The 24,405-nt window shown below is 41.9% G+C and carries 22 protein-coding genes and 1 riboswitch; of the genes, 8 read left to right on the top strand and 14 right to left on the bottom strand.

Annotation, left to right across the window (positions count from 1 at the left end; translation table 11 throughout):
- Positions 1 to 118: 118 nt before the first annotated feature.
- From pyk to KJS58_RS01390, 4 genes are all read right to left on the bottom strand, one after another.
- A complete protein-coding gene (pyk, locus tag KJS58_RS01375; protein WP_213529804.1) occupies positions 119 to 1,534 on the bottom strand; it encodes a pyruvate kinase in 1,416 nt (471 codons plus the stop codon).
- 183 nt (positions 1,535 to 1,717) lie between these two features.
- On the bottom strand, positions 1,718 to 1,984 hold the full coding sequence (locus KJS58_RS01380; RefSeq protein ID WP_191799110.1) for a CD3324 family protein: 267 nt from the start codon (positions 1,982 to 1,984) through the stop codon (positions 1,718 to 1,720).
- A gap of 737 nt (positions 1,985 to 2,721) precedes the next feature.
- Complete coding sequence (locus tag KJS58_RS01385) at positions 2,722 to 3,192, bottom strand: hypothetical protein (protein ID WP_213529805.1); 471 nt, start codon at positions 3,190 to 3,192, stop codon at positions 2,722 to 2,724.
- Between the two features lie 137 nt (positions 3,193 to 3,329).
- Complete coding sequence (locus KJS58_RS01390) at positions 3,330 to 4,166, bottom strand: YitT family protein (RefSeq protein ID WP_249716840.1); 837 nt, start codon at positions 4,164 to 4,166, stop codon at positions 3,330 to 3,332.
- A gap of 650 nt (positions 4,167 to 4,816) precedes the next feature.
- On the opposite strand from KJS58_RS01390, the gene KJS58_RS01395 reads away from it, so the two are divergent.
- The 4 genes from KJS58_RS01395 (at position 4,817) to cysK (ending at position 7,803) form a co-directional block, all read left to right on the top strand.
- Positions 4,817 to 5,851 carry a nucleotide-binding protein gene (locus KJS58_RS01395; protein ID WP_213529806.1) on the top strand — a complete coding sequence of 345 codons (1,035 nt, stop codon included), beginning with the start codon at positions 4,817 to 4,819 and terminating at the stop codon, positions 5,849 to 5,851.
- Positions 5,848 to 6,078, top strand: coding sequence for a hypothetical protein (locus KJS58_RS01400; RefSeq protein WP_213529808.1), 231 nt, complete (start codon positions 5,848 to 5,850; stop codon positions 6,076 to 6,078). Before KJS58_RS01395 ends, KJS58_RS01400 begins: the two co-directional genes overlap by 4 nt.
- Positions 6,079 to 6,333: 255 nt before the next feature.
- The gene (locus tag KJS58_RS01405) at positions 6,334 to 6,726 is read left to right on the top strand and encodes a YhjD family protein (RefSeq protein WP_213529810.1); all 393 of its coding nucleotides are present in this window, start codon (positions 6,334 to 6,336) and stop codon (positions 6,724 to 6,726) included.
- A 156-nt stretch (positions 6,727 to 6,882) separates the two neighbouring features.
- Positions 6,883 to 7,803, top strand: coding sequence for a cysteine synthase A (cysK, locus tag KJS58_RS01410; protein ID WP_213530256.1), 921 nt, complete (start codon positions 6,883 to 6,885; stop codon positions 7,801 to 7,803).
- Between the two features lie 151 nt (positions 7,804 to 7,954).
- On the opposite strand, the gene KJS58_RS01415 is transcribed toward cysK, so the two are convergent.
- Entirely contained in the window at positions 7,955 to 9,931 is a 1,977-nt protein-coding gene (locus KJS58_RS01415; RefSeq protein ID WP_213529812.1) for an ATP-dependent DNA helicase, read from the bottom strand.
- A 204-nt stretch (positions 9,932 to 10,135) separates the two neighbouring features.
- On the opposite strand from KJS58_RS01415, the gene KJS58_RS01420 reads away from it, so the two are divergent.
- Entirely contained in the window at positions 10,136 to 11,107 is a 972-nt protein-coding gene (locus tag KJS58_RS01420) for a GNAT family N-acetyltransferase (protein ID WP_213529813.1), read from the top strand.
- 93 nt (positions 11,108 to 11,200) lie between these two features.
- Here the strand turns inward: KJS58_RS01420 and KJS58_RS01425 are convergent, their stop codons facing one another.
- Positions 11,201 to 12,145 carry a substrate-binding domain-containing protein gene (locus tag KJS58_RS01425; protein WP_213529814.1) on the bottom strand — a complete coding sequence of 315 codons (945 nt, stop codon included), beginning with the start codon at positions 12,143 to 12,145 and terminating at the stop codon, positions 11,201 to 11,203.
- A 139-nt stretch (positions 12,146 to 12,284) separates the two neighbouring features.
- Here KJS58_RS01425 and modA point away from each other — a divergent pair, with 139 nt between their 5' ends.
- From modA to KJS58_RS01440, 3 genes are all read left to right on the top strand, one after another.
- Positions 12,285 to 13,136, top strand: a complete 852-nt coding sequence (gene modA, locus KJS58_RS01430; RefSeq protein WP_213529815.1) for a molybdate ABC transporter substrate-binding protein — start codon at positions 12,285 to 12,287, stop codon at positions 13,134 to 13,136.
- A 12-nt stretch (positions 13,137 to 13,148) separates the two neighbouring features.
- A complete protein-coding gene (gene modB, locus KJS58_RS01435; RefSeq protein WP_213529816.1) occupies positions 13,149 to 13,814 on the top strand; it encodes a molybdate ABC transporter permease subunit in 666 nt (221 codons plus the stop codon).
- Positions 13,815 to 14,173: 359 nt separating this feature from the next.
- Positions 14,174 to 14,307, top strand: a riboswitch (cyclic di-AMP (ydaO/yuaA leader).
- Between the two features lie 4 nt (positions 14,308 to 14,311).
- Positions 14,312 to 15,169, top strand: coding sequence for a C40 family peptidase (locus tag KJS58_RS01440; protein WP_213529817.1), 858 nt, complete (start codon positions 14,312 to 14,314; stop codon positions 15,167 to 15,169).
- 271 nt (positions 15,170 to 15,440) lie between these two features.
- Here KJS58_RS01440 and KJS58_RS01445 read toward each other — a convergent pair whose 3' ends face one another.
- From KJS58_RS01445 to KJS58_RS01480, 8 genes are all read right to left on the bottom strand, one after another.
- Positions 15,441 to 16,112, bottom strand: a complete 672-nt coding sequence (locus KJS58_RS01445) for a cell wall hydrolase (protein ID WP_213529818.1) — start codon at positions 16,110 to 16,112, stop codon at positions 15,441 to 15,443.
- 164 nt (positions 16,113 to 16,276) lie between these two features.
- Positions 16,277 to 16,915, bottom strand: coding sequence for a cell wall hydrolase (locus KJS58_RS25580; RefSeq protein WP_213529820.1), 639 nt, complete (start codon positions 16,913 to 16,915; stop codon positions 16,277 to 16,279).
- 140 nt (positions 16,916 to 17,055) lie between these two features.
- Positions 17,056 to 18,273 (bottom strand): MFS transporter, encoded by a 1,218-nt coding sequence (locus KJS58_RS01455; RefSeq protein ID WP_213529822.1) that lies wholly within the window; start codon positions 18,271 to 18,273, stop codon positions 17,056 to 17,058.
- A 171-nt stretch (positions 18,274 to 18,444) separates the two neighbouring features.
- A complete protein-coding gene (locus KJS58_RS01460; RefSeq protein ID WP_249716842.1) occupies positions 18,445 to 19,419 on the bottom strand; it encodes a sugar phosphate isomerase/epimerase in 975 nt (324 codons plus the stop codon).
- Positions 19,412 to 20,752, bottom strand: a complete 1,341-nt coding sequence (locus tag KJS58_RS01465; RefSeq protein ID WP_374705775.1) for a nucleotide sugar dehydrogenase — start codon at positions 20,750 to 20,752, stop codon at positions 19,412 to 19,414. Before KJS58_RS01465 ends, KJS58_RS01460 begins: the two co-directional genes overlap by 8 nt.
- A gap of 183 nt (positions 20,753 to 20,935) precedes the next feature.
- Complete coding sequence (locus tag KJS58_RS01470) at positions 20,936 to 21,742, bottom strand: response regulator (protein WP_213529826.1); 807 nt, start codon at positions 21,740 to 21,742, stop codon at positions 20,936 to 20,938.
- 40 nt (positions 21,743 to 21,782) lie between these two features.
- Complete coding sequence (locus KJS58_RS01475; protein WP_213530258.1) at positions 21,783 to 23,177, bottom strand: glycosyltransferase family 2 protein; 1,395 nt, start codon at positions 23,175 to 23,177, stop codon at positions 21,783 to 21,785.
- 22 nt (positions 23,178 to 23,199) lie between these two features.
- Entirely contained in the window at positions 23,200 to 24,399 is a 1,200-nt protein-coding gene (locus KJS58_RS01480) for a HEAT repeat domain-containing protein (RefSeq protein WP_213529828.1), read from the bottom strand.
- Positions 24,400 to 24,405 lie beyond the last annotated feature (6 nt).

The following is a 24,405-nucleotide window of genomic DNA, read 5'->3' on the forward strand; positions in this document are numbered from 1 at the left end:
AATATTCTCACCTTACATTTATTGTTCAGTAAAAATAAGAAAGTAACGAAAGGTAGAGCTATAAGCTACACAGCCTCTAAACCTTTCGTTACTGAGTCCTATTTATTTGCTTTAAATCTTACACTTGTACAATTTTAATTAGATTCGTTGTGCCTGAAATCCCGATCGGTACACCTGCAGAGAGAACTACGGTATCTCCAGATGAGATAAATCCTTTAGTAGCCGCATTCCGGGTAATCGATTCAAACATCTCATCTGTCGAGTTTACTTTTTCCCCAAGGTACGGGAAAACTCCAGAGAAGAGGCATATTTGAGACAGCACCTTCTCATTAGAAGTGATCGCCAAGATTGGAGCTTTCGGACGATATTTGGAAATGATTTTTGCCGTAAATCCACTTCCGGTGGAAGCGATGATCACTTTGGCATTCAATTCAAGAGAAGCACTTACGGCACTTTGACTGATCACTTCTGTAATATTGGTTGCATGTTGTTCCCGCTTTTTGAAGAAGTTATCGCGGTAATCAATTAAAGACTCTGCTTTTTGGGCAACAGCTGCCATGGTCTTCACTGATTCGAGCGGATATTTACCGGCTGCCGATTCACCGGATAACATGACAACGTCTGCACCCTGAAGTACCGCGTTCGATACATCACTTACTTCTGCCCGGGTTGGACGTGGATTGACCTGCATTGAATCCAGCATATGAGTAGCTACAATCACCGGTTTACCTGCGAGATTACATTGTTTGATAATATCAATCTGCATCATCGGTACATCTTCGATTGGAACTTCAACTCCAAGATCGCCGCGGGCAATCATCACTCCATCAGAGGCTTCAATGATTTCTTTAATATTGTCAACGCCTTCTTGGTTTTCAATCTTGGAATAGATCTGAACATGTTCTGCCTGGTTTTTTTTCAATATGGCTCGGATCTCTTCCACATCTGCTGCTTTACGTACAAACGACGCTGCAATCATCTCAATGTTATTTTCGAGACCAAAAGCAATATGTTTTTTATCACGCTCGGTTACACCCGGAAGCGTCGTTTTGATACCAGGCAAATTCACCCCTTTTCTTGGCTTAAGAACACCTCCGTTTAAGATTTGGCAATAAATTTCCGTACCCTCTACCTTCTTTACATTTAAGGCAACGAGTCCATCATCAATGAGAATGGTATCTCCCGGATTTACGACCTCATTCATTTCCGCGTAATTGACGCCGATCCGGTGAACTTCTCCTAAAATCTCCTCCGTCGTCAAGATCAGCTCTTTTCCTGTTTCCAAAGTGACGGAAGCCTCTTTGAGTTTACCAATCCGTATTTCCGGTCCTTTAATATCCAGCATAATGGGTATAAAAGTTCCGAGATCTTTCGCTGCTGTTCTAACGCGTTCCATACGATTCACATGCTCTTCCAGCTCTCCATGAGCCATATTTATCCGAGCTACGGTCATTCCGGACTGTATCATCTGTTTCAGTAAGTCGATGGAATCGCAAGCGGGTCCCATTGTACATATGATTTTTGTTTTCAACATTTTACTTCTCCTCACAATGTTTTGATTATCAAGCAAATTATGAACTTAAGCATCCTATTCATACCAAGTATGTGTACTCATCCAGTAAATCATGTAAAAGCAAACTTCCTTTTATTGTGTATGAACATAATAAAAAAACCGGCACAAAGGTAAGGAACCTTCATGCCGGTAAATCGTATTTCACTACCATGTTTTCACAACAATTTTACGAATGCTTTCGCTTGAAAGATGATATTTCTGAACAAGTTCAGGTACGGTCCATCCCTTGGTATAATGAAGGGTGATTTCTGCGTTACGCTGAGCCAGCTCTTTGCGGGCTCCGCTTTTCTCACCCCATCTTGCTCGTTCTTCGGTAGCTTTAGGTATATAGATCAGATCACCCTGAATATATTTTTGAATCTCTTTTAACAGGCTAGGGGGAAGCGCTTCTCTTCCATTTTTGTACCTCACGATAAAGGTCCTCCTCGAATACGGATATTGTTGATCTCAAACTTTGTTTCCATGCGCCATATAAATTTTGCATGTTTACGCCTCCTTTCGATTAGTTGGTTTTAGAATCCACTGCGAACTATGCCGCGTAAAACAAAAAAAACCTTGGATCTGTTTTGCTCCAAAGGTAGTTCATTACGTATAAACATATGTGTAGTGCTGCTTTGACTTGACTCAGAAGTTAAAATAAACTGTTCAAATCCGAGTAACTCAGCTGCATTACAGATGATCATTCATCTATGACACCTTGGTTTTTTCGTATGAAATTGTGGTATTTGAACGTACTGATATGTCAACATGTCGCTTCCTCCTCTCTTTGTTTTTAGATATGTAATCGAATCAATTGAACCATTTCCATCTAGATCATCCTGATTAAAAGCAACGAAAGATATTATGAAATGGATTCAATCTACATTTATTATAATTTTGGAAGTTCAGATATACAACCATTATATTTTATAATTCCCTTATTTTTCAAATCAGGCGGTTATAAAGAGAGGAGAGACATATGCCCTCCCCTCTTATCAATGCTTCTTTCGCCTAAGCGAAAGTCACCTCACGGTTTTTGATCAAATGGATCATCTCCTTTCAGAAAGTATTTCGTCGGCCCGACAACCACATTATAACTCCCTTCTGCAGAGAAGAGACAGTGAAAGAAAAGTTATAATTAATCTTTACCTGACTGATCCTATATTGACTCAAGGCACCGTGTTTAGCACAATTTCGTGATCTTGGTTATATGTAATTTTATAGGCAATAACACCAGGCAGTAATTTGCTCATTTCTTCTTCCGTCAGCTGACTCGTATCAAGTAGAAATTCTCCATTTACATGAAGACTCTCTTTTTTCTTTAGAACCCGATCATATATAAGAATTTGTTTCTCTGGGTGAATTAACAGGTTAGATGCATCAACTGATAGAATCGGTTCTATGGAATGAATGGTTAGAGACTGATTGGCATGATTCTCTACTGTCCCTGAATAAGACAAGGTCACTTCGCGCTGAGGTTGATCAGGAATAGATTCTCCGAATCCACTTATGAGGAGCAACTTATCATTCACGTGATCAGCCCCTGTAATTTGTATCATTTTAGATAATAAAATAAGAATTCCAAGCAACATTAATACTACTCCGCCGAACGTTCTCTTGTTAGATAGCATAGTGCTCACATTCCCCCACACCCCTCTTATCCCCTAATATTTTCCTGTTATTGAAGTTACACTATCTTAACATGCTTTCGCAACGAAAAAACGCCTGGATTTCTCCAGACGCTAGTCTTCATTTCTATTTACTTGTAGCCCTTTAACTAGGAACCTCCTGTACTTGATGGATGCACTTTTACTCCCGCTAAGCTCCGCTGGCTATTCGTAAGAATCACCTTTGAAGGTTTAGAGGCAGGCTGTACAACCTGTACGGCGGATGAAATTTTCACTTTATCTTGTATTACTTGTTTGTATGGTACACTTGGCACTGTTTCTGTTTTAGGATGAGACTGATTAGACACTTGTGTAACCAAAGTAATCAATTTCCCTGATATCCAAACAGCAAGTATGGTATATAGGGTCTCTTTCAGCGGCATAAAAGCAAGAGATACTACCAAAACCACTGCATCCATCATAAAGAATACAGTACCTATCTTAAACCGGCTCCGCTGACTTATGAGTACCGCTAGAATATCGTCTCCACCGGTCGCACTGCCGCTTCGAATGACGAGTCCTGCACCGATCCCCGTTAAAATACCAGAGAAAATGGCTGCAGCAAGCAAGCTTCCGTGCAAATCAATGACAAGCGGAGAATATCTCTCGCACCATTCATAAAACAAGGAGAATGATATGGCTCCTAATAATGCTTTGTACATATATTTACGTCCCATCAAATACCAAGCAATCAGAATAATTGGCAGATCAAGCAGTAAAGAAGTGAGCGCAGCCGGCCATCCAGCTATATAACTTCCAAGCAGGGCAAGCCCTACAAATCCACCTTCTGATAAATGATTGACATAGTTAATATGATAAAACGCAAATGCCATCAGCATTGTTCCTAACATCATCATACCTGTGCTTTTCAAAAAAGCAGGCAGTGCAGGAACTTTATTACCATACCTCTCAGTTTCTTTCTTTACTTGTTGTTCTATTGTCCTCATACAGATTCCCTCGCATTATTAGTAGTATGGTCGATAGACCGTACCTATGCGGGAGGAGCTCTATTGAGGAATTCATCCTTCGAATTTTCATTTATAACCTCTCCTTACGCATAAGTACCGTCATCATTCATGGGTGACTTGTTCTACTTTACGTAAGGGAAGCTAAGTATAGGAGGAATCGTTGCGTTTCCAAATCGTCCTTTGGGGCTCTGTCCTTCGGGGACTCATGGTATCCAGATCCTTTCTTGTTTAACCATATATTTTGCTCGCACGAGCAGTTCTTATACATATGATTACCCTTATTATAACATGCTTTAAACATAGAGAAAAAGTGAAAAACACCTGTCCCTTATAATTTATGTGGTGCATCCTGCGTTTAGGAACGGCAAATTGTAATGATTTTTATTTTTGTTAAAAAGATGCCAAATTTCTCTTTCATAAGATACAAGGTTTCCTTCATATATTGATCTATGAAATTTGTAGCATATTCTCTTTATCTTCATGTTGCTTCAGACATAGGGAACTAGTACTAATGACTCGTTCTTTGCCATGTGATGTTTTTGGGTTCGTCAAAAAAGGGTAAATGGTATAATATAGAAAAAGATCTAAATAAAAACTGAATCCCGTTAAGCGAGGCGGAGCGGACTATGATGACTAAAAAGCCTAGAGCGTTCATTGGATGTTCTCTTGAAGCGAAGCCTATAGCCGCAGCGGTGCATGAAAACCTTAGATATGCGGCTGAAGTGACTCCTTGGTATACCGGTGTATTTAATCCGGGGAATTATACGATTGAGGATCTTGAAAAAGAAGTACAAAATAATGACTTCGCCATTTTTATTTTTCATCCAGATGACGTCGCGAAAATTCGTGGCAAAGTGGTAGCAACGGTACGGGATAACACACTATTCGAGATGGGTCTTTTTATGAGCAAGTTGGGTAGAAAACGCATATTCTTTATATTACCAGAGCATGTAAAAGAACTCGAAGATACAGCACAAGTGGAAGGCATGCGAATGCCATCCGATCTGCTTGGGCTCGGGTCATTACATTATGAAATCCGCTCAGATGGCAAATGGGCTCCCGCCGTGGCAGTAGCCTGTAATAAAATTACAGAAGTTATGGAAATGCTAGGCCCATGGACGGACCTTTCGGTTCAAAAGGAAATAAACAAGGTCCGCCAAGAAGAAGACAGTAAACGAATTCAACTTCTCAAGCTGCTTCGTTTCTTTCGCGAACTGCTGCGTTCCCGTAAGGCAGATGACCAGATGCTTCACCGAATGAGTGATACGCTGAGAACCACATTTGTTTCCCGCCCTCATTTTCTTGTCCGAGGAACTACCGTTCATCGGACAACAGAATCCGGATATCTTCAGCAAGTGGCAGGAAATGTGGGAGAGATTGGACGGAAATATTCACTGGATGTGAACGATGGGAAATCCCCAGATGATCCAAGCCGCATCCTTACCGTAGATGCTTTTAAGGAGAATAAAATCAAGGTCAACCTATATGACGATTATCTTGAGAAAGAGTATATGCTGTGCTATCCTGTAGCAAGTAATTATGTATTCACCGTGCATCTTGTGGGACATCTCGAGGCGGGTGACGAATTATTTCAGCAGATTGACCATGATAATCGCCAATTATTTAGTGCAATTCATGACCTGTTAGGAGGAGAAATGGGATGAAACCGATCAGACAAAGGCTCACAAAGAAAAGAGGAGCCCCCAAGGTGCGTCTGAGCGCTGCCCCGGATTCCACTGGACCTGCACCCGAAAGTGACAGCGGCGACCTTTTCAAAAAACCAGAACAGCCTATTACTACGTTAGGTCCGTCACTAAAGGGCAAAGAGCGTCCGTACAAGGTCATTTTGGAAAAAGAAGCTCTCTATGACAAACCGCAATATATGGCTTAAGTAGGAACCATCTGCGTATCACATCTAAACTAGGTTAGGACGGCTCACTCTTCTAATAGGTGATGCTCGTCCTTTTTCTATATATCGATCTACACTTGTTTATTCCACCAGTGCCATGAGCCCCAGCTCACTCCTAGAATATCCACTTGCCAAAAAGCATAATGAAATCTTATATTGGATAGTATAGAATAAGAACGTATGTTCTGTTAATTGCTAATAACCAATTATTCTATCCATAGCTAGGAAGTGAAAAGGATGACGGTGCCATCCACCCCTCCCGCTCCATCTGAAGCGGATCATTTGCTAATTAAAAAGTATCTCATCTACACATTAATGCTAGACGTTCTCGAACAAGATATTGATTCGATAAGGCAGGTTTCTCTGTACATGCCTGAGGTATACATAATGCGTCTCTCCAAGCTTCAATCCGAGGTTACCGTGTCCCTGACGAACCTTCGTTCAGACATGCGCACCCGCGGGATCCGGGTATATGAAGAGTCGAAACAAAAGGAAGGCATGGAAGCACTTTATTTATGCAGAGGATATCGGCGGCGCCTGTTTCTTCTATGGACCTTTGCTAAAACAGAGGTAAAAAAAGAAATGAGTGCGTATCTTGGTATAGATCTGTCTACATGTTCAGAAAGTTAAAGAGAGAGTTCATTCCGCCTTTTTTATGTCCTTCACAAAGAACTCACTTTATTACATATCATTACACTTTATAGAATTTCATGTCATAATAATAGGAACATGATAGTAAAGGGGATGATAGGCATGAATTCTAGACAGACAACACCCTCGAAACATATGAATCGGTTAGTTGCTCAGCATGTTACAGATCTCATCGGAGATACGCCGGCTGTAAAGTTACAGCGTATTCCAAGTTCCGAACATGCTGAAGTTTATGTAAAGCTCGAGTATTTTAACCCCAGTGGAAGTGTGAAAGACCGTGCTGCCTTCAATCTGATCAGACAAGCAGAGCTTGACGGACTACTTCTGCCTGGCTCAACCATTATTGAACCGACGAGTGGAAATACGGGGATTGGCCTAGCGATGAATGCGGCAGCCAAAGGATACAAAGCCATCCTTGTCATGCCCGATAATATGAGCAAGGAACGCATTCAAATACTGAAAGCATATGGCGCAGATGTGGTGCTCACTCCGGCTTCAGAACGGATGCCTGGCGCAATTCGTAAAGCACATGAGCTAAAAAAAAGCATTCCTCACAGCTTTATCCCGCAGCAATTTGAGAACAGTGCAAACCCTGATGCACACCGGACTACGACTGCACTTGAAATCCTTACCCAAATGGAAGGAAGACTCGATGCCTTTGTTGCCACTTCTGGCACAGGAGGAACGATTACAGGGACAGGTGAGGTTCTGCGTGAACATCTTCCGAGTATAAAAATCTATGCGGTAGAACCCGCAGGTTCTCCCGTTCTATCCGGCGGTAAACCAGGTCCCCATCAGCTAGTTGGCACAAGTCCAGGCTTTATTCCTCCGATCGTGAATACAGACGTTTGGAATGAAATCATCCAGGTGAAGGATGAGGAGGCTCTCCACACGATGCGGCAACTGGCCTCGCAGGAAGGGTTGCTATTGGGACCATCTTCAGGAGCATCCGCGTGGGCCGCTTTGCAAATTGCAAAACGTCTAGGACCTGGGCATAAAGTGCTTTGTATCGCTCCAGATACAGGCGAAAGATATTTAAGTATGGGCATGTTCTAACGTTTCGTCTGTATCTCTTCCTATTCATCACAAGAATAAGGATAATAAAAGACCTGTTATGATCCGGTTCAAGTCTACGTTATGACTTGAACTGGGTACAAAACAGGTCTTTTTTAGGTTATTTCTATTTTCTTTAGAATAAGATCTCGAACTACAGTGATTCTACTGAGAGTTTAGCTCCAGGTGGCAAGACGGCTTCCACTCGCTCTCTCACATTGGAATTAGACAGAATTTCCGCATCTAGTATAGCAGCAATCCCTTCATCTGTTGAAGAACGAATGAGTCTTCCGAGTCCTTGACGCAGACGAAGCAGCATGTACGGCAGGTCTACTTCTTCATATGCTGAATCAGCAGCTTCCCGTTTAGCCATAAATACAGGATCCTCCGGCGGGTAAGGAAGTGACCAAATCATAACATTAGAGAGCGAAGGTCCTGGCACATCCAGTCCTTCCCATAGACTAGCCGCACAAAGCACGCTTTCCTCGGTATTCTGGAATTCCGCAATCAAGCTGCTGATCTCCCGGTCGCCTTCATAAAGCATCTTATAGGATGCAAAGTAAGGATGATGGGAAGCTGCTTTTTTAAACTCACGAAGTTCATTCATGGTTTTAAACAACAATAAAGCTCGTCCATCGGTACGCTTGATCAGCTTGGCAGCCATCGCCAGTTTCTTCGCTGCAGCAACTTCCATTCGCATATCTTCTTCTCCAAGGAGTTCACTTGGGGCGATCAGTTTCATCTGCTTCTCGTAATCGTATGGAGAATTTACAGAGAAAGATAAATAATCACTGATACCAAGGCTGCTTGCTACATAATCAAACGACCCATCGACCGAAAGGGTTGCGGAAGAAAATACGATCGGCATTTGTAGTCCAAATACCCGTTCCTCTAATACTTCTTTGACCGTTTGCGGCATAATGGCAAGTGTCGCTGCCCCGTCCTCATTTTCTTCTGCCCAGCAAATATAATGAGCTGGATCGCGGAACAGATGGAGTGCCGTTTGAATCATTTCCAAATGTTCTTCGACAATACGCAATTTATATTCATCTAGTGTATGAAGTCCACTTTCAAATACAAGCTCTTCATCAATCGCTTCAATCGTACTCTTCCAGCGATTCAGTTCACTAAGCAGTTTATCATCGATGCGGACGCGTTTTCGGTCGGAACCAGGTATGGCTGTACTTTGCTCTGCAACCAGTTCAAAGACAAGCTGACTCTGGTCAATAGAATCTTCAATCCGCAGTGCGAGTGTCTCCCGAATCTCTCCATCCAACAGCCGAGTAACAATCTCTTCATAAGCACTATGTTTCAGCTTATAACTAAGAGCATGCTGTGCAGCAGATTCAAGTAGATGTCCTTCGTCGAATACAACCGAACTATGTTCAGGAAGCAGCGGAAGCTGACCCTCTCTTTTTCTTCCTTCATAGGTCCATACATGCTCCATGTAATAATCGTGGGAACAGATAATAATGTCTGTCGCCTTGCGGTAATAATCACGAGATAGTGTCATGCCGCAGCGATGTCTTTTATCACATACAAAACAGTCCTGAAAAGTATCCCAGTTGATCTTATTCCACTGTTCATCATTTAGATTCGGGTATTCCTTACGATCTCCATAGGGGTAAAAAGATTGCATGGTGCCCGGTGAATGGACAAAATCAGGAAGTGTTTCATATACGTCTTCAATGACAGCTGCATCTTCATCCTGAAGACGGACACTGTCTATTTTTTTGAGACAGAGGTATTGGTCCGGAGATTTTCCAAGCCGCGCATCAATCTGTAGATCCAAATAACGGGCAAGCTTAGCAATATCCCCTTCTTGCTTAACAAGCTGCTCAATGAGCGACTCATCTGCACAGGCAATGACTGCCGGTTTGCGTGTATACCTTGCATAGTTTACTGCATACAGCAGATACACGAGTGTTTTCCCCGTACCTACTCCTGCTTCAGCAAAAATGGTTTTCTTATTGGCATAGGCTCTTTCCAGTTGGTAAGCCATAAATATTTGTTCATCACGGATATCAAATCCATGTTCAGGTAATACATCATAAAAAACGTCCGCTACCCAGTCGCCGACCTGCTTGACGAATGGTTCTGACGGATCATAGGAGAAAGGATATCGCTCCATGGTTACGCCTCCAACACTATCAAATTCTTATTAGGCAAACTCCAATTATCTCACGAATAAAAAGTTTTAGCAACCTCTCCTTTCTTACCAAGTCTATCTTATTTCAGTCCTTTCTCATGCATAAAAAAACCATGGTAACGCCATTCTACATTTATGAGAATTATCAGATTCCACCTTTTTATTAAAAGAAATGAGGTGTACATCATGACTTCCTGGATCATTCGTTCCGAACTCCCTTCAGATTTCCATGCGATTGCGGAACTGCATGCCCTAGCTTTTGCCTATAACTTTGGGATGGGAGAAGCCGCTCTTGTCAGTGCCCTTCGTACACGGAAAACTTTCGATTCCGAACTCTCCCTAGTCTGCATAAAGAACGATCAAGTCATCGGTCATATTCTGTTTACCCCGCAAGAAGTACAAATAGAAGGAAACAAGGTAAAAAATCTAATCCTGGCTCCTTTATCCGTTCATCCTGATTATCAAAAACTTGGTATTGGTTCAGCTTTAATTACAGAAGGATTACATCGTGCTCAGCAGAAGGGATATGAATTATCCATTGTACTGGGCCACCCGCATTTCTATAGCCGATTTGGCTTTAGAAGCAACGCATGGATGGACGAAAAAGTAAAAATCCCGCTGGAAACGATCTTTGTAACCGAAACAGAACCCTTCCTTCGGGAGCGGCGTGTAGAGTCTAGTGATCTTCCTAAACTATATGACATGTGGGAAACCACTTATGGCCATTCTTCTTTTTCAATCCTTCCGGGACATTCACTGCTCGATTGGATTAGCCCGTCTAACACAATACGCGCATCCTCCATTCTGATCGGTGAAGAACTAGCAGGTTATATACGCTATAGCGAGAGAGACCCTAATTCTATTATTATGTTACTTGCGCGTGACAGAGAAGCTTTTGTCTATATAACATGCTATTTAAAAGGGAAGCTAAACCCGCTTCAGAACACCCACCTGCTTCTTCCTGTTTCTTCTTTATCTTCGCTTCTTAGGCAGCTGGATTGGGTTTATGATATTACACAGAAAACATATGCCGAATATATGGTCTTCGTACTGAATGGACCGTCACGTTCTAGTTTACTTTCCTACTTTAAAGACATTCATAAAGGGATTAAAACTAGAGGATCTCTGATCTGGCCAACTGAATTTGAGCTTTGTTAAAACGCCGTGTATGTGAAAGGCGGGTCTTTTTGGCAGACGAAAAAACCCGGTTATTAAAGCCAGGCTTTTTAAAAGCTTCTATATATAGCACATTTACATTCTCAGCATAATCTTCCCTGTCTCCGAAAGATCATATCCAGAAATCATACTAAGCTCATGACGAAATGCATCCGAACGAAGGATATCAAGCACGGTTTGGATGAGTACCGTATTCTCCGGTTGATCCAATAAGACAAGATCATAACGTTCTTTAATAAGCGGAATAAATTCAACTCCCGCTACAACAGATGCTGCTTTCATAGATCCTACCCCAACATCTGCTTCACCAGAGGCAACTTTTGCTGCTACAGCGAAATGACTGGTTTCTTCATTCTCATATCCTTGAATCGTCCCTCTATCCAAACCATGGATACGAAGTTGTTCATCTACAAGAACTCTAGCCCCTGCCCCTTTCTCGCGGTTTACGAATCGAAGCCCCGGTTTAGTAAGATCAGTCCATCCCTGTAACTGATGCGGATTGCCTGGTGCTACATATAATCCAGCCCACCGGCTCATCAGATTAACAACAAGATATGAAGACCCAACTAAGAGCTTACGAATATAGGGAATATTGTATTCTCCTGTATCTCCATCAAGTAAATGAGTGCTGACGATATCCGACTTCCCTTGATACATAGAGATAAGACTGTCCAGACTTCCCACATAGGAACGCAGTGGTCTTAAAAAGGGTGAATGTTTCTCCAGATAGCTCGACAGAATATCCAGACTCAAGTCTTGGCCCGTAATAACCACTTGTCTTACTCCGCTATTCTCGGAGGCTACATAGAGTTCCCGTTTCCCCATATCATGAGCTGGCTTCGCAACAAAATCTTTGGAAGCCTGTTTGTAAGCCTCCAGATCGGCATGGTCTATTCGCATTTGTTTGCCGACTTTATAAGCGGGTAACTTTCCTTTTTTTATTAAATCATACACGGTCAGTTTGGATATTTTTAAAAGCTTCGCTATTTCCTCTGTTGTATAAGATACATTATCATTCACCTGCAATACCCCCATACAAATCTATACCCGTCATTGTATCATAATCTATTCACAATTTAGCATTGCCATCCTATCTATCATCAATATAATATATTAATTATATCTATATATAATCAATTATAACGAAAAGGTGGTTGTTATGTTCAAATTGAATAAGGTTAGTTATGTTTGTTTTAGTTTTCTCTTCATGATGTTTCTAGCAGCATGCGGTAGTACAAGCAGTACACCGGACTCTACTTTTACGCCTACAGAGCAAGAATCACAGCAATCTACTCCAGAATCATCCTCTACACAGGCTGAGGTCACTGAGCTTACCATTTCAGCTGCAGCGAGCTTAACGGATGCGCTCGAAGAAATACAGCCGATCTTTGAGGCAAATCATCCGGAAATCCAGCTTACTTTTAATTTTGGTAGTTCCGGCGCGCTGCAGCAGCAAATTGAACAAGGTGCTCCCGTTGATCTCTTTCTGTCAGCTGCGGAGAAGAATATGCAAGCACTGATTGACAACAATCAGATCATGGAAGGATACTCTGAAACTTTGCTGACAAACGAACTTGTGCTTGTATCCGCAAATGACAGTGAGATCGATATAACATCTGAGGTTGATCTAACGAAACCGGAAGTAAAGATTGTAGCCATCGGTATTCCGGAAAGCGTTCCTGCGGGCAGTTATGCCAAAGAAGCACTCGAAGGACTTGGGCTATATGATAAACTGCTTCCAAAGGTTATACAGGCCAAGGATGTCCGTCAAGTATTACAGTACGTTGAAACTGGTAATGCTGACGCAGGTTTCGTATATAAAACGGATGCCATTCTTTCTAAAGTCAACATTGTACATACGGTTGATCCAGAGCTTTACACACCTATCCATTATCCAGTCGGCATTACTGGGGCAAGTAAACATAAAGAGGAGGCCAAAGTATTCTATGAATTCCTCAAATCTGATGAGGCCAAGACCATATTTCAGAAGTACGGGTTTAAAGGCCTTTAGTTTGCGGTGCCTATGATTGACTGGAATTTATTTTGGGCACCCGTACGATTGTCACTGATTATCGCATTGCTCTCAAGCATGGTAACGATCATTGTAGGAAGCTTACTCGCAAAATGGATGTCCAGGAAAACATTCCGCGGTAAGCTTTTTCTCGAGACTGCATTCATGCTGCCCATTGTACTGCCCCCTACCGTTGTTGGATTTTTGTTACTTGTTCTTTTTGGCAGAAACAGCTTCGTCGGTTCAGTAATTGAGCGTATATTTAATGCTCCACTTCTATTTACATGGTGGGCAGCCGTTATTGCTTCGATTGTTGTTTCTTTTCCTCTTGTCTATCAGACGATGAAAGTTGGATTTTCGTCCGTTGATAGGGAGCTTGAAGCAGCTGGACGTTCCATCGGTGCAAATGAATGGCAAGTCTTTCGTTATATTACACTTCCTCTTGTATGGCCTTCTCTTATGACCGCCTATATACTTGGATTCGCCCGTTCACTTGGGGAATTTGGGGCTACACTCATGATTGCAGGCAATATCCCAGGAAAAACGCAGACTGTACCCACTGCTATATATATTGCTGTAGACAGCGGTAATACAACCATGGCTTGGGTGTGGACCGTCTCTATTATTGTTATTTCTTTCCTCCTTTTACTAATAACAGGCCGTAATAAAACGACATAAAATGATAACATCTTTGTAATGATCAGCCCAACAACCCGTTAATTCTAAAAATACGGGTTGTTTTTTTGGTATATTCTTACCAACTAACTAGAAAATAAAGGATATTATATGAAATAATAGATAAATATTTTGTAATAAAAATAAGAAAATTAATAATTTTGGTTACAATATTGTAACCAAAAAAGGTGTTTCAGTTCTTTAGATTAGTGATAAAATACCCCTTTTAAAGGAACTTAACCTCTCTACATAAGTATATAACTAAAAATTCTGCCAAGTTTTAGTGTGCAAAAGGTGAATCGCTGGTTACAAAATTGTAACATTCAACGCTTTTTTTATTATATATTAGTTACAGTTGATTAATATTAATAAAGCCGAATCTACTACTTAGTACGGGGGACGATTTACATACTTGGGGTGAATGGATGATGAAGATCCTAGAGTACCTTCTACTCAAACCCGTCAACTAACCTCGGAGGCTAATGGAGGAATAAATAATAATGATGAAATTTGGTAAATGTATGTTGTTAACTACTCTGCTTGGAGCAGGCTTAGTACTCGGAAATTCGCAAGTGGATGCATCTTCTTCAAGTTCAAATAGTGTAAATGTACAACTTAATGATAGTCTTGTTAATTTTGAAGATGCTTCTCCTTTTCTAGATAATAACGATAGAACGCAAGTTCCATTACGTAAACTTGCAGAAGAAATGAATTATACCGTAAGTTCTTCTAAATCAGGTTCAACTACAACGGTTACTATTAAAAAGAATGGAACCACGATTAAAATTAAAACAGGTTCTACAACAGCAACAGTCAATGGAAAAAGTGTAAGTCTTGATACTCAAGTATTTATTCGCGATAGCCGTACATACGTTCCACTTCGTTTTGTATCCGAAGCCATGGGAAGTGAAGTTGTTTGGAAAAAGAGCTACTCTCTTGTTATGGTAAGTACTACAGGTAAAACATATAGCCCGATTCTTGTAGGGAATGATCATGTAAAAGGAACGAGTATTGTTCAAGAAGCTACAAAATATATAGGTACACCTTATGTATATGGAGGCTCTACTCCAAGCGGATTTGACTGCTCTGGTTTCGTGAAATATGTTTTTGAGAAACACAATGTATCCCTTCCGCGTACAGCAGCTTCCATGTATAAGACAGGAACTTCTGTATCAAAGAGTAATCTAAAGCAAGGTGATCTTGTTTTCTTTAATACAACAGGTTCTGTCTCTCATGTCGGCATTTACGTTGGAAACAATAGTTTCATTTCTGCCACTACTTCCAGTGGTATTAAAATCGACAGCTTGAGTAACACTTACTGGGGTCCTAAATATGTAGGAGCAAAAAGTGTACTCTAATATCATAGATTAGAATAATAAGAAGACATTCACTCCGCGTGTTGGAGATGAATGTCTTCTTTTTGTCTTATACGGTGCCGCACAAGGGCACAGAACCAAGGTTTGTTGTTGTCTAACCATTCGCGTTCCTCTACTCTTCTTGATGCACTAACTATAGTCAAAAAAGGTACGGCTCCTCAACTGTTTTCAGGAGCCGTACCTTTTCTTTATAAGAGGACTTTTAAGCGGCCTCGTTTAAGAACATCTTTTTTGACTTCAATATTATAAATTCCTATTTTGTGAATACATGATTCCCTATTGTTTTTATAATAGGACGTGCTTTACTCCAAGCGGATGTGGCAATCTTCGGATTATAATAATAGAGCGCTCCCCCTGTTGGATCTTCGCCATTCAGTGCACGCTTTGCTGCTACATAAGCAGATGAATTAGGAGTGAGGTTATACTGGCCGTCATCCACCGCAGTAAACTGTCTCGGATGGAGGATAACATCTTTTATAGAACTTGGGAACTGATTAGACTGGACCCGGTTAAGGATGACAGCAGCCACCGCCACCTGCCCTTTTAATGATTCGCCCCTCGCTTCACCATTTACGGCTTTAGCCAAAGCATTCAGTGTAGTTCCTGCGGCAGGCACCTTAGCCTTCAAAGCGGCTATCGTCCGTTTGCCTGCCTTTCCGTCTACAGCAAGACCACTCCGCTTCTGGAAGGTTTGAACGGCCTTCTCTGTTTGCGATCCATAGTATCCGGTTACGCCAGCAGACAAGTAGCCTAGCGTTCTGAGTCTCTCTTGCAGCTCTACAACTTCAGAGTGCTGAGTTCCTTTTTGAAGAAGCATTGCACTGGCCGGGGAAGCCGCTCCTACTGTACCTATTGCTATCGATCCGCTTAAAAGTAAACCTGCTGCGAGTGTTTTCCATTTTTTATTATTATTTAATTTGTTCATATATCCTATGACAACCTCCAGATTCGTGATGTAAGTGTAATAGTGGGATCTGGCTTTGCCGATCCTGAAAAAAAAGCCGGGAGAAAGGGAATTGTTCCTGCTTTCTCCCGGCGAAGTGTTTTTTAAGTGCACTCAACAAATTCAATATTTATTTTGTGAAAGATTTATTTTGTGAAAACATGATTACCAAGTCTTTGTGTAACTGGCCTAGAACTCATCCAAGAAGATGAAGTATACTTCGGATTATAGAAGTATAGAGCACCTTTGGAAGGATCATATCCTGTCAAAGCTCTGCGAGCTGCCTCATAAGCACCCGCCGTTGGCACACTTAGTTTGCCATCCGCTGCAGGTGAGAATTGTCCTTTTTGAAAAATCACGTTCGTAATGGCGTTCGGAAACGCCGAGTTCTGAACCCGATTTAGAATGACAGCACCTACTGCAACTTGTCCAGTAAATGATTCTCCGCCAGCTTCATCTTGAATAATACCTGCCAGATGTTTTAACACTTTGTTATTAATCGGCGCTTTGGCTTTAAGTTTGGCTTCTGTCTTGGGACCAACCTTTCCATCGACAGCTAAGTTGTTCACCCTCTGGAATTTCTTCACAGCTTCAACCGTTTTGTCACCATAGTAACCGCTGATGCCAGCCCAGAAATATTTTATTTTATTCAGTCTTTCTTGGACCTCAACTACTTCGGAACTTCTACTACCCTTCTGTAGTGTCGCAGCACTAGCTGTTGATGATGCACCCAGTATGGAAAGAGCACAGGCACATGTTAAGATAAGTGTGGGTATTTTTTTCATTAGTCTTACATATCCTCCGTTTCATTCGTGATCAGATGCCTTGCATTAAAAAATCTCATCACTGAATTTGGCGGCGCTAAAAGTAACACCTAATGTGTACTATAACATAAGTTACAATTTTGTTACATCTGTCGATGGACCTAATCTACAAGTTCGGTGCCTTTTGTTTCCTTACCTAGCACGAGTACCGCTGCTGCACCAACTAATACCGTAACAAAGAACAAGGTGAATATTGTACTAAAAGAAACCCCTTTTTGGACCAAAAGACCTACAAGAAGCGGTGCAATAACGCCTCCTATTCGGCCAACAGACGCAGATAACCCCACTCCAGTAGAACGTGTTCTCAGCGGATATAGTTCCGGTGTGTATGCATACATGCCTCCCCAAGCTCCCAGATTAAAGAAAGAAAGTGACATTCCTGCAATAATTAAGGATAATTCGGAGCTGGCATTTCCAAACCAAAGCGCACTGAATCCTGTCATCACTAAATATACGACAAGCACAAATTTTCTCCCGAATTTCTCAATAAAGTAAGCCGCAGTAAAATAACCAGGCAACTGTGCGAGTGTCATAATAAGTACATACTGAAAACTTTTGACGAGTTCATATCCTTTTGATGTCATGACACTTGGCAACCATAAAAACATGCCATAGTAAGAAAATACAACCGTAAACCACAAGATCCATAACATCAGTGTGGTCTTCCGATGTTCTACGGACCAAACTGATTTGAATTTCTCTCCAAAGGTAACTTTTTTCAGTTCCTTTTTCTTCTTGAATTCAGGTGGATCCTGAATGGCTTTGCGTAAGTACAGCGCGTAAAATGCCGGTAGTGCACCGATTAGAAAAGCTACACGCCATCCATACTCGGGGATGATGAAAAAAGAAATGAGAGCCGAAATAATCCAGCCTGCAGCCCAAAAACTTTCAAGCAGTACAACGGCTCGTCCTCTTTCCTTAGCAGATACCGATTCTGATACCAGCGTTGATGCGACTGGAAGTTCTCCTCCAAGACCAACCCCTGCAACAAAGCGAATGAGGCAAAGGAACACATACCCTGTAGCTAAAGCAGAAAATCCACTTGCTACCGAGAAAATAAGCAGCGTCCACATTAAAACGGCTTTTCTTCCATACTTATCAGCCAGCGTTCCTGCGAGGGCAGCTCCAACGACCATACCAATAGAAGTGGAACTTGTGATAAGCCCTACTTCGCCTGGACTGAGGAGCCATTCCTTCGCCAAAGCAGCTACGATAAAGGACATCATACCTACTTCCATGGCATCAAACATCCAGCTCAGCCCGGCGCTAAAGAGCAGCTTACGTTGTTTCGGATTCTGTAAGACTTCGAGTTTACTCATCGTAATACTTTTGCTCCCTTATGTAATGTATTTGAAGTGGAACCCATCATCTTATTTATAATGATTTAAAACAGCCTGTCAACAAAAAAAGAGAACAGTCTGCTTATGAAGTAAGCATACTCTTCTCTTTTTTCTACTAACTCTTATTTCCGCAACAAGATTTAGGTTTTCCTATTTATTTTCTTTACGAACAAGAGATACATCATCCTTCATTTTCTCATACCACACTTCATAATGATGTACCGCAAGTCCTGCAAAGGAATGATGTTTTGTGCCAAGTTCAGCCGCTGTTTCCATCTCTGATTCCATATTCGTAACTGCTTTCCGGTAAAAGGTTAGATGTTCGCCTTCCTCGGTATGACCAAGCTCGGCACCGATCCATACCTTCTTGTCCAGCTCATCTGCTTCCGCAAGTTCTTCCTTGGAGAGATCGTACATCTGCTGACCGCTGTCTCGATAAGCCATGATAGCAATTGCATCAAACTGATCAATCATCCACCGACTAAGTGTACTCTTACCATCTGGACTTTCTCGCTTATCAAGCCAAAAAGGAACCGCTGCGCTCATATAGAGGTTTCCTTCAGACCCTGCCTGAATCCACTCTTCTATATTTGCGCTCCATTCTGCAATGACTGCTTGCTCCTCTTGTTCCCAGCGCCGCAATTGATACGGCTCGACATCGAACTGCACACCTGCAAACTGCTCCTCTGGTGCTGCTTCCTGGTTAAATTTCTTTACCCATTCCACCCATACGGTGCCTTCTTCTCGTTTTTCTGTATAAGCCCAGTCTGCATGACCATTGAGTGCATGGACTGAAATGTCGTGAGCTTGTGCTTCCGCATTAAAATGCCTGTATGCTTCATCAGACACGCTTTCCTTCGTTTGCAGAAAAACAGTATTCACCTTTTGTTCTGCTAAGAACATCACAATTTCATCTGTACGCTCTTCAATGATCGAAGCATCCCATAGCCATGTCGCTTTATTTTCATTCACCTCAGGTGATTTCAGCATGAAATACAGGATAAGTAAAAGGACAAAGATGATTAATAAGCTGCTTCCTTTTACCCATGCCGGCCATGAATTCCATGCATATCCTCCTTTACTCGGTGGCTTCTTCGCAGCGTTCACCGAATCTTTTTTAAGCAAATACCACTTCTTCCTGCGACGTCACGGGATGCTGTACAGAGTGGCCTATTTTATAGATGTGCGGTAATGGGTATTCTTTAAATGCATTACGAGTGTCAAGTACAGGTACGCCCAGCGATGCGATTTCATCATACTCTAGATTTTTATGGTTCGTAATTAGAACGATGCAGTCATATCCTTTGAAGTTAGCTGGGTTATACTCCACGCTATGAACCGTTTCTCCATGTTTATCGCGGAAAGTATCTGCATACGGATCAAAGTACTCTACATTCGCACCTGCTTCTTTAAAGAGCTCGTAAACTTCAAGAGCAGGAGATTCACGAAGGTCTGCAATGTTTGGTTTGTACGCCATACCGAGCAGCAAAATGTTCGATTTACGAATGGATTTCGCATATTCATTTAGAATGGTTGCTGTTTTGTTCATTACGTAGTACGGCATATTCTCATTAGTGGATTGAGCAAGTTCAATAAATTGGCTGTAGAATCTAAAACCTTTCGCTTTCCAGGATAAGTACATTGGATCAAGTGGAATGCAGTGTCCACCGATACCTGGTCCCGGATAGAATGGCATAAAGCCAAATGGTTTTGTAGCAGCTGCGTCAATGACTTCCCAAATGTCAATTCCCATGCGGTCACACATCATTGCCATTTCATTTACAAACGCAATATTGATACTGCGGAATGTATTTTCAAGCAGCTTGGACATTTCTGCAATTTTTGGATTGGATACAGGAACTACCGTTTCTACATACTGGCTGTACAGTGCTGCTCCGAGTTTTAAGCATTCTTCTGTAGTACCGCCAATTACTTTTGGTGTATTAAAAGTCGTAAATCTGCCGTTTGACGGATCCACGCGTTCTGGTGAGAAGCAGAGGAAATAATCTTCTCCTACTTTTTTACCAATCGCTTCAAGTTTATGCTCAATCAATTCTTCCGTTGTACCAGGATAAGTTGTGCTCTCAAGCGTGATGAGCATACCTTCCTTCATATGAAGTTTGATTTGGTCTACCACGGTTTCAATGTATGATGTATCCGGATCTTGGTTTTCACTGAGCGGTGTTGGCACACAGATACTTAGTGCATCAATCACACGCAGCATGCTGTAATCTGTTGTTGGCTGAAAACGACCGCTTTGCATTACTGTTTTCAGTTCTTCCGAAGAAATATCATGAATGTAGGACTCGCCTTGATAAATACTCTCCACTTTGGATGGGTCTAAATCAATACCGATTACCGTAAATCCTTGCTTTACCATTTCTACTGCGAGCGGCAGGCCAACATATCCTAGTCCTACTACACCCAACACGGCTTTCTTGCTTTCAATTGCGTTCATTAAAGTATGGAATTGCTCTTTCACAGTACTTCACCCTCCAAATGGAATTTTAGGTAAGCAGGTTGCATCATTTGGTTGCGATGATACACAGCTCACTGACTTTTTATGTGTTAAATCAGGACTACCTTATCAGTTTGAAATCTACTATTTTACAAGCTACGATTACTGTAAGTGCTATGATTTCTATTGAAAACAGCGACGAATACGAGCATCGAGTTCCACAGGTGAAAAAGGTTTGGTTACATAATCTTCTACACCTTTTTCAAAACACTGGGTGATGGTCTGCTCTACTCGCTGGTCTGTCAAAACAATTACTTTTGGCTGCTGTTTTAGATCCAGGTTTTGAATCTGATGGATAAAAGGAACTCCACTCATTCCATACAAATTAAGTTCGGTCAGAATAAGATCCGGTTCCACTTTTACAGCCATATCGAGGGCACTAAGTCCATCCACTGCTTCATAAATGTCATATCCTTGCAAAGCAAGGCGGATTTGAAGAAATTCTCTTGTTGATTGTTCTTGATCTACAATAAGAATCTTCCCTGGCCGTACCGCTGTTTCATTTGGTGTATATAATTTGATATCTGCATCCGTACTGAGTCTTGCGGATTCAGCCATACTTTTCAGCATGTGCTTGCTTGCTTTCCCCATTTCAGGGAAACTTGCAATTGTCAGACGCGGATCTACACCGGGTAACACTTGCATCAGGCTCTGTTTGATTAACAGTGCCTGATAGTGTGTACGATTAAGTGACATAAAAGGAAGGAAGACCGCAATCGTATTTGTCTGCGTATCTTTCCAGACCTGATATTCAGTTTCGCAGATCCTTGCGAGAATATCCTGCAGCTCCGCATCCGGCTGCTGGTCCCTATCCATGCAGTGGACAAACACAACGCCGCTGTTTTCGTTAGCCATTCCTTTTAACTGCTCATCCAGAATGTCATATACACTGTCCTTCATCTGACGCTCAAGAGTTACTGTATTTGCCATAAGACTCATCTCCACCTTTCAACATTCACTTTTACCTTACTTAAGCAGCCTCTTCGGCTTTTGGTTCTTCCCAGCTCTGTCTTGTCATCGTTCCCCAGGAGTTATTCTTTCTCATAAACTGGATATGTCCTTGTACTCTCCAGAGGACGCCAAGCTGATGATACCCTACAAACTTAAGAGCAGAAAAAGCTAACATTTTTACAAGATCAGACGGTTTTGGATAACGGCGGAAAGCAATCTCTTCGAGAATCAGGGCTCCTACACTCAGCAGATAGCCGCTTAAGAAATTAAGGAGACCAAAAATCAATAGAACAGGCCATGCCGTCATATCCAGCATAACGTAACCTACTAAAGCTAGAAGTCCAGTAATCCGGAAATAAGGATTCAATGCCTCGAAAAAGATGTTATACGGCATCGTAAGCATTCCCATTGTTTTATACTTGGGTCTGAACATCATATTTCCGTTCTCCAGCATATTTTTCAGGTTTCCCCGACCCCAGCGTTTACGTTGATTCGAAATAATCTGGTACGTATCTGGAGCTTGAGTCCAGCAGACTGCCTCTGGACAGAATGCAATACGATACTTTTTCTTGTTTTCCAGCATATAGCGATGAAGCTTGATAATGATGTTCATGTCTTCTCCGGGATATCCATCACGATATCCACCTACTGCAATAACAGCCTCTTTCTTAAATACTCCAAAAGCACCTGAAACGATAATCAGCCCATTTATTGAACTCCAGCCAATTCGTCCGCCAAGGAACGCTTTTAAATACTCAATAGATTGAAACATCGGCCACATTTTACGCGGAAGTGACACATCTTTTACAGCACCATTTTCAATCTTGCATCCATTTGCAATACGAACATCTCCGCCGATCGCAACGGTTTCTTCTGGGTTCTCCAGATACATACGAGCCATGCGAATAAGCGCATCCTTCTCAAGTAAAGAATCTGCATCAATCGATGAGATCAGAGGATAATGTGAGAAATTAATTCCAGCATTCAGCGAATCCGCTTTACCGCCATTATTCTTATCAATGAGATAGAGAAAAGGATAATCCGGGTTATGATATACACCGCGAATCTGCTCACATCTGATCGTTCCACGGAAAGTCGGATTTTGAACGGGTTTAAGTCCGAATTCTTTGATGAGTACAGGTATCGTCTTGTCTGTAGAACCATCATTGACGACAATGACCTCGTATGTCGGATAGTTGAGTGTCATCAGACATTTTACATTTTCTATAATCGTCAATTCTTCGTTAAACGCAGGTACCAAAAGCGAGATAGGAGGAACGACATCCGATCCCGCTAAGCTTTTAAAGCTTGAATACTCTGCTCGGCGGCGAATTGTAAAGATATCTCTGTACGAAAAACATAAAATTCCGAAATATAAGACAGTAACGAAAATAACGTAATAAATGATAACCATTCCATAACCAAGCAATATATCCCTAAGCAGTGAAATCCCCTCCAATAACCTCTGACATACGGCGAGTTTGTTTTTCTTTCGGTGAAGTTCCGAAATAATGTTGATAGATTAGTCTTTTCTTGTTCAGTGTCATCATTTTTTCAACTTCTTCTTGGCCGTCAGCCGTAGCCATCGCACGCTCTGTATAGGCAAGAGCTGCTTCTCTAGCCGTACCGCTTGCCGTAGCCGCTGTTTCGCAAAGCACTTCAAAACCGCGCACACCAAGTCCTGCAAGACTTTCTGCACTTTGATTACGCACAAGCAGTTCTGCATCGCTCAGTCCTTTTTGTAACAGCTGGATGCTGTCTTCCGTGTGGATGGAACCAAGAGCATTTGCCATTGCCGTTCTAACCTCAGGATTTGAATCTCGCATTAACTCTTTCATCGTTTGATCCTTGAGTACGGGACCTCTGCTTAAATAAAGTTTAATCGCATCTGTACGTATTGTTTCATCCTTCGAACGGAACAACGGGATAACAGCCGGCATCACTTCTGGAGATGCATAAGCATAGGAAGCGACGAGTCCCACTTTTACATCATTATAGTGATCTGATTCAAGCAGTTCTTGCAGCAGATTACTCGGTGTAAGACTCGTTTCCATCAGAATATCAGCAGCAAGTTCATAAACTGGTTTTCCTTTATCAAGGAGATATCTGAGCATCTCTTTCAGCTCAGCAGGCCGTTCTGCGCACTTCGCTACCGCTCTGGCGTATATGACAGCATGGGCTACCTTTTTTTCTTCTTTTAGCACTTGCAGCAAAGCTGTTGTCGCTTCGGCAGCTCGTATTCCGCCGAGCCTGTAAGCAGCTTCTATAGTTTTGCTGGTCGAGATGCTGTCAAGCTGTTTCATTTGCTTCGCAATATAGCCCGTTTCCCTAGCTATGTCGCGTAGTTTTGCAGCATGCTCTCCTTTAATCTGATCATGGATGGCGATTAATCGATCCATAATTACTTCCTCTTCTATTTTTGTCAATTTCCCTGGGGGAAGCTCAATTTTCTCATTCCCCGTCAGGTTTGCCTGAACATAAACGAAGTAATCCTTGTGTTTACTTGTATACTCTTCTTTTTTGCGTTCTTTTGAATTGTGGGTTGTTTTCATCGTTATGAGCAAACCGATCCCCACGACAATGAGTCCTGCGCACGAATAAAGGAAAATGTACGCCAGGGCCAAATTAGAAAACATGGATAA

The sequence above is a fragment of the Paenibacillus sp. J45TS6 genome, from assembly GCF_018403285.1.
Taxonomy (GTDB): domain Bacteria; phylum Bacillota; class Bacilli; order Paenibacillales; family Paenibacillaceae; genus Paenibacillus.

Bases quoted from the DNA above. Each gene is read 5' to 3' on its own strand.
- pyk (WP_213529804.1), bottom strand. From the start codon at position 1,534: ATGTTGAAAACAAAAATCATATGTACAATGGGACCCGCTTGCGATTCC.
- KJS58_RS01390 (WP_249716840.1), bottom strand. From the start codon at position 4,166: ATGAGGACAATAGAACAACAAGTAAAGAAAGAAACTGAGAGGTATGGT.
- KJS58_RS01395 (WP_213529806.1), top strand. From the start codon at position 4,817: ATGACTAAAAAGCCTAGAGCGTTCATTGGATGTTCTCTTGAAGCGAAG.
- KJS58_RS01400 (WP_213529808.1), top strand. From the start codon at position 5,848: ATGAAACCGATCAGACAAAGGCTCACAAAGAAAAGAGGAGCCCCCAAG.
- KJS58_RS01405 (WP_213529810.1), top strand. From the start codon at position 6,334: ATGACGGTGCCATCCACCCCTCCCGCTCCATCTGAAGCGGATCATTTG.
- cysK (WP_213530256.1), top strand. From the start codon at position 6,883: ATGAATCGGTTAGTTGCTCAGCATGTTACAGATCTCATCGGAGATACG.
- KJS58_RS01415 (WP_213529812.1), bottom strand. From the start codon at position 9,931: ATGGAGCGATATCCTTTCTCCTATGATCCGTCAGAACCATTCGTCAAG.
- KJS58_RS01420 (WP_213529813.1), top strand. From the start codon at position 10,136: ATGACTTCCTGGATCATTCGTTCCGAACTCCCTTCAGATTTCCATGCG.
- modA (WP_213529815.1), top strand. From the start codon at position 12,285: ATGTTCAAATTGAATAAGGTTAGTTATGTTTGTTTTAGTTTTCTCTTC.
- modB (WP_213529816.1), top strand. From the start codon at position 13,149: ATGATTGACTGGAATTTATTTTGGGCACCCGTACGATTGTCACTGATT.
- KJS58_RS01440 (WP_213529817.1), top strand. From the start codon at position 14,312: ATGATGAAATTTGGTAAATGTATGTTGTTAACTACTCTGCTTGGAGCA.
- KJS58_RS01445 (WP_213529818.1), bottom strand. From the start codon at position 16,112: ATGAACAAATTAAATAATAATAAAAAATGGAAAACACTCGCAGCAGGT.
- KJS58_RS25580 (WP_213529820.1), bottom strand. From the start codon at position 16,915: ATGAAAAAAATACCCACACTTATCTTAACATGTGCCTGTGCTCTTTCC.
- KJS58_RS01455 (WP_213529822.1), bottom strand. From the start codon at position 18,273: ATGAGTAAACTCGAAGTCTTACAGAATCCGAAACAACGTAAGCTGCTC.
- KJS58_RS01465 (WP_374705775.1), bottom strand. From the start codon at position 20,752: ATGAACGCAATTGAAAGCAAGAAAGCCGTGTTGGGTGTAGTAGGACTA.
- KJS58_RS01470 (WP_213529826.1), bottom strand. From the start codon at position 21,742: ATGGCAAATACAGTAACTCTTGAGCGTCAGATGAAGGACAGTGTATAT.
- KJS58_RS01475 (WP_213530258.1), bottom strand. From the start codon at position 23,177: ATGGTTATCATTTATTACGTTATTTTCGTTACTGTCTTATATTTCGGA.
- KJS58_RS01480 (WP_213529828.1), bottom strand. From the start codon at position 24,399: ATGTTTTCTAATTTGGCCCTGGCGTACATTTTCCTTTATTCGTGCGCA.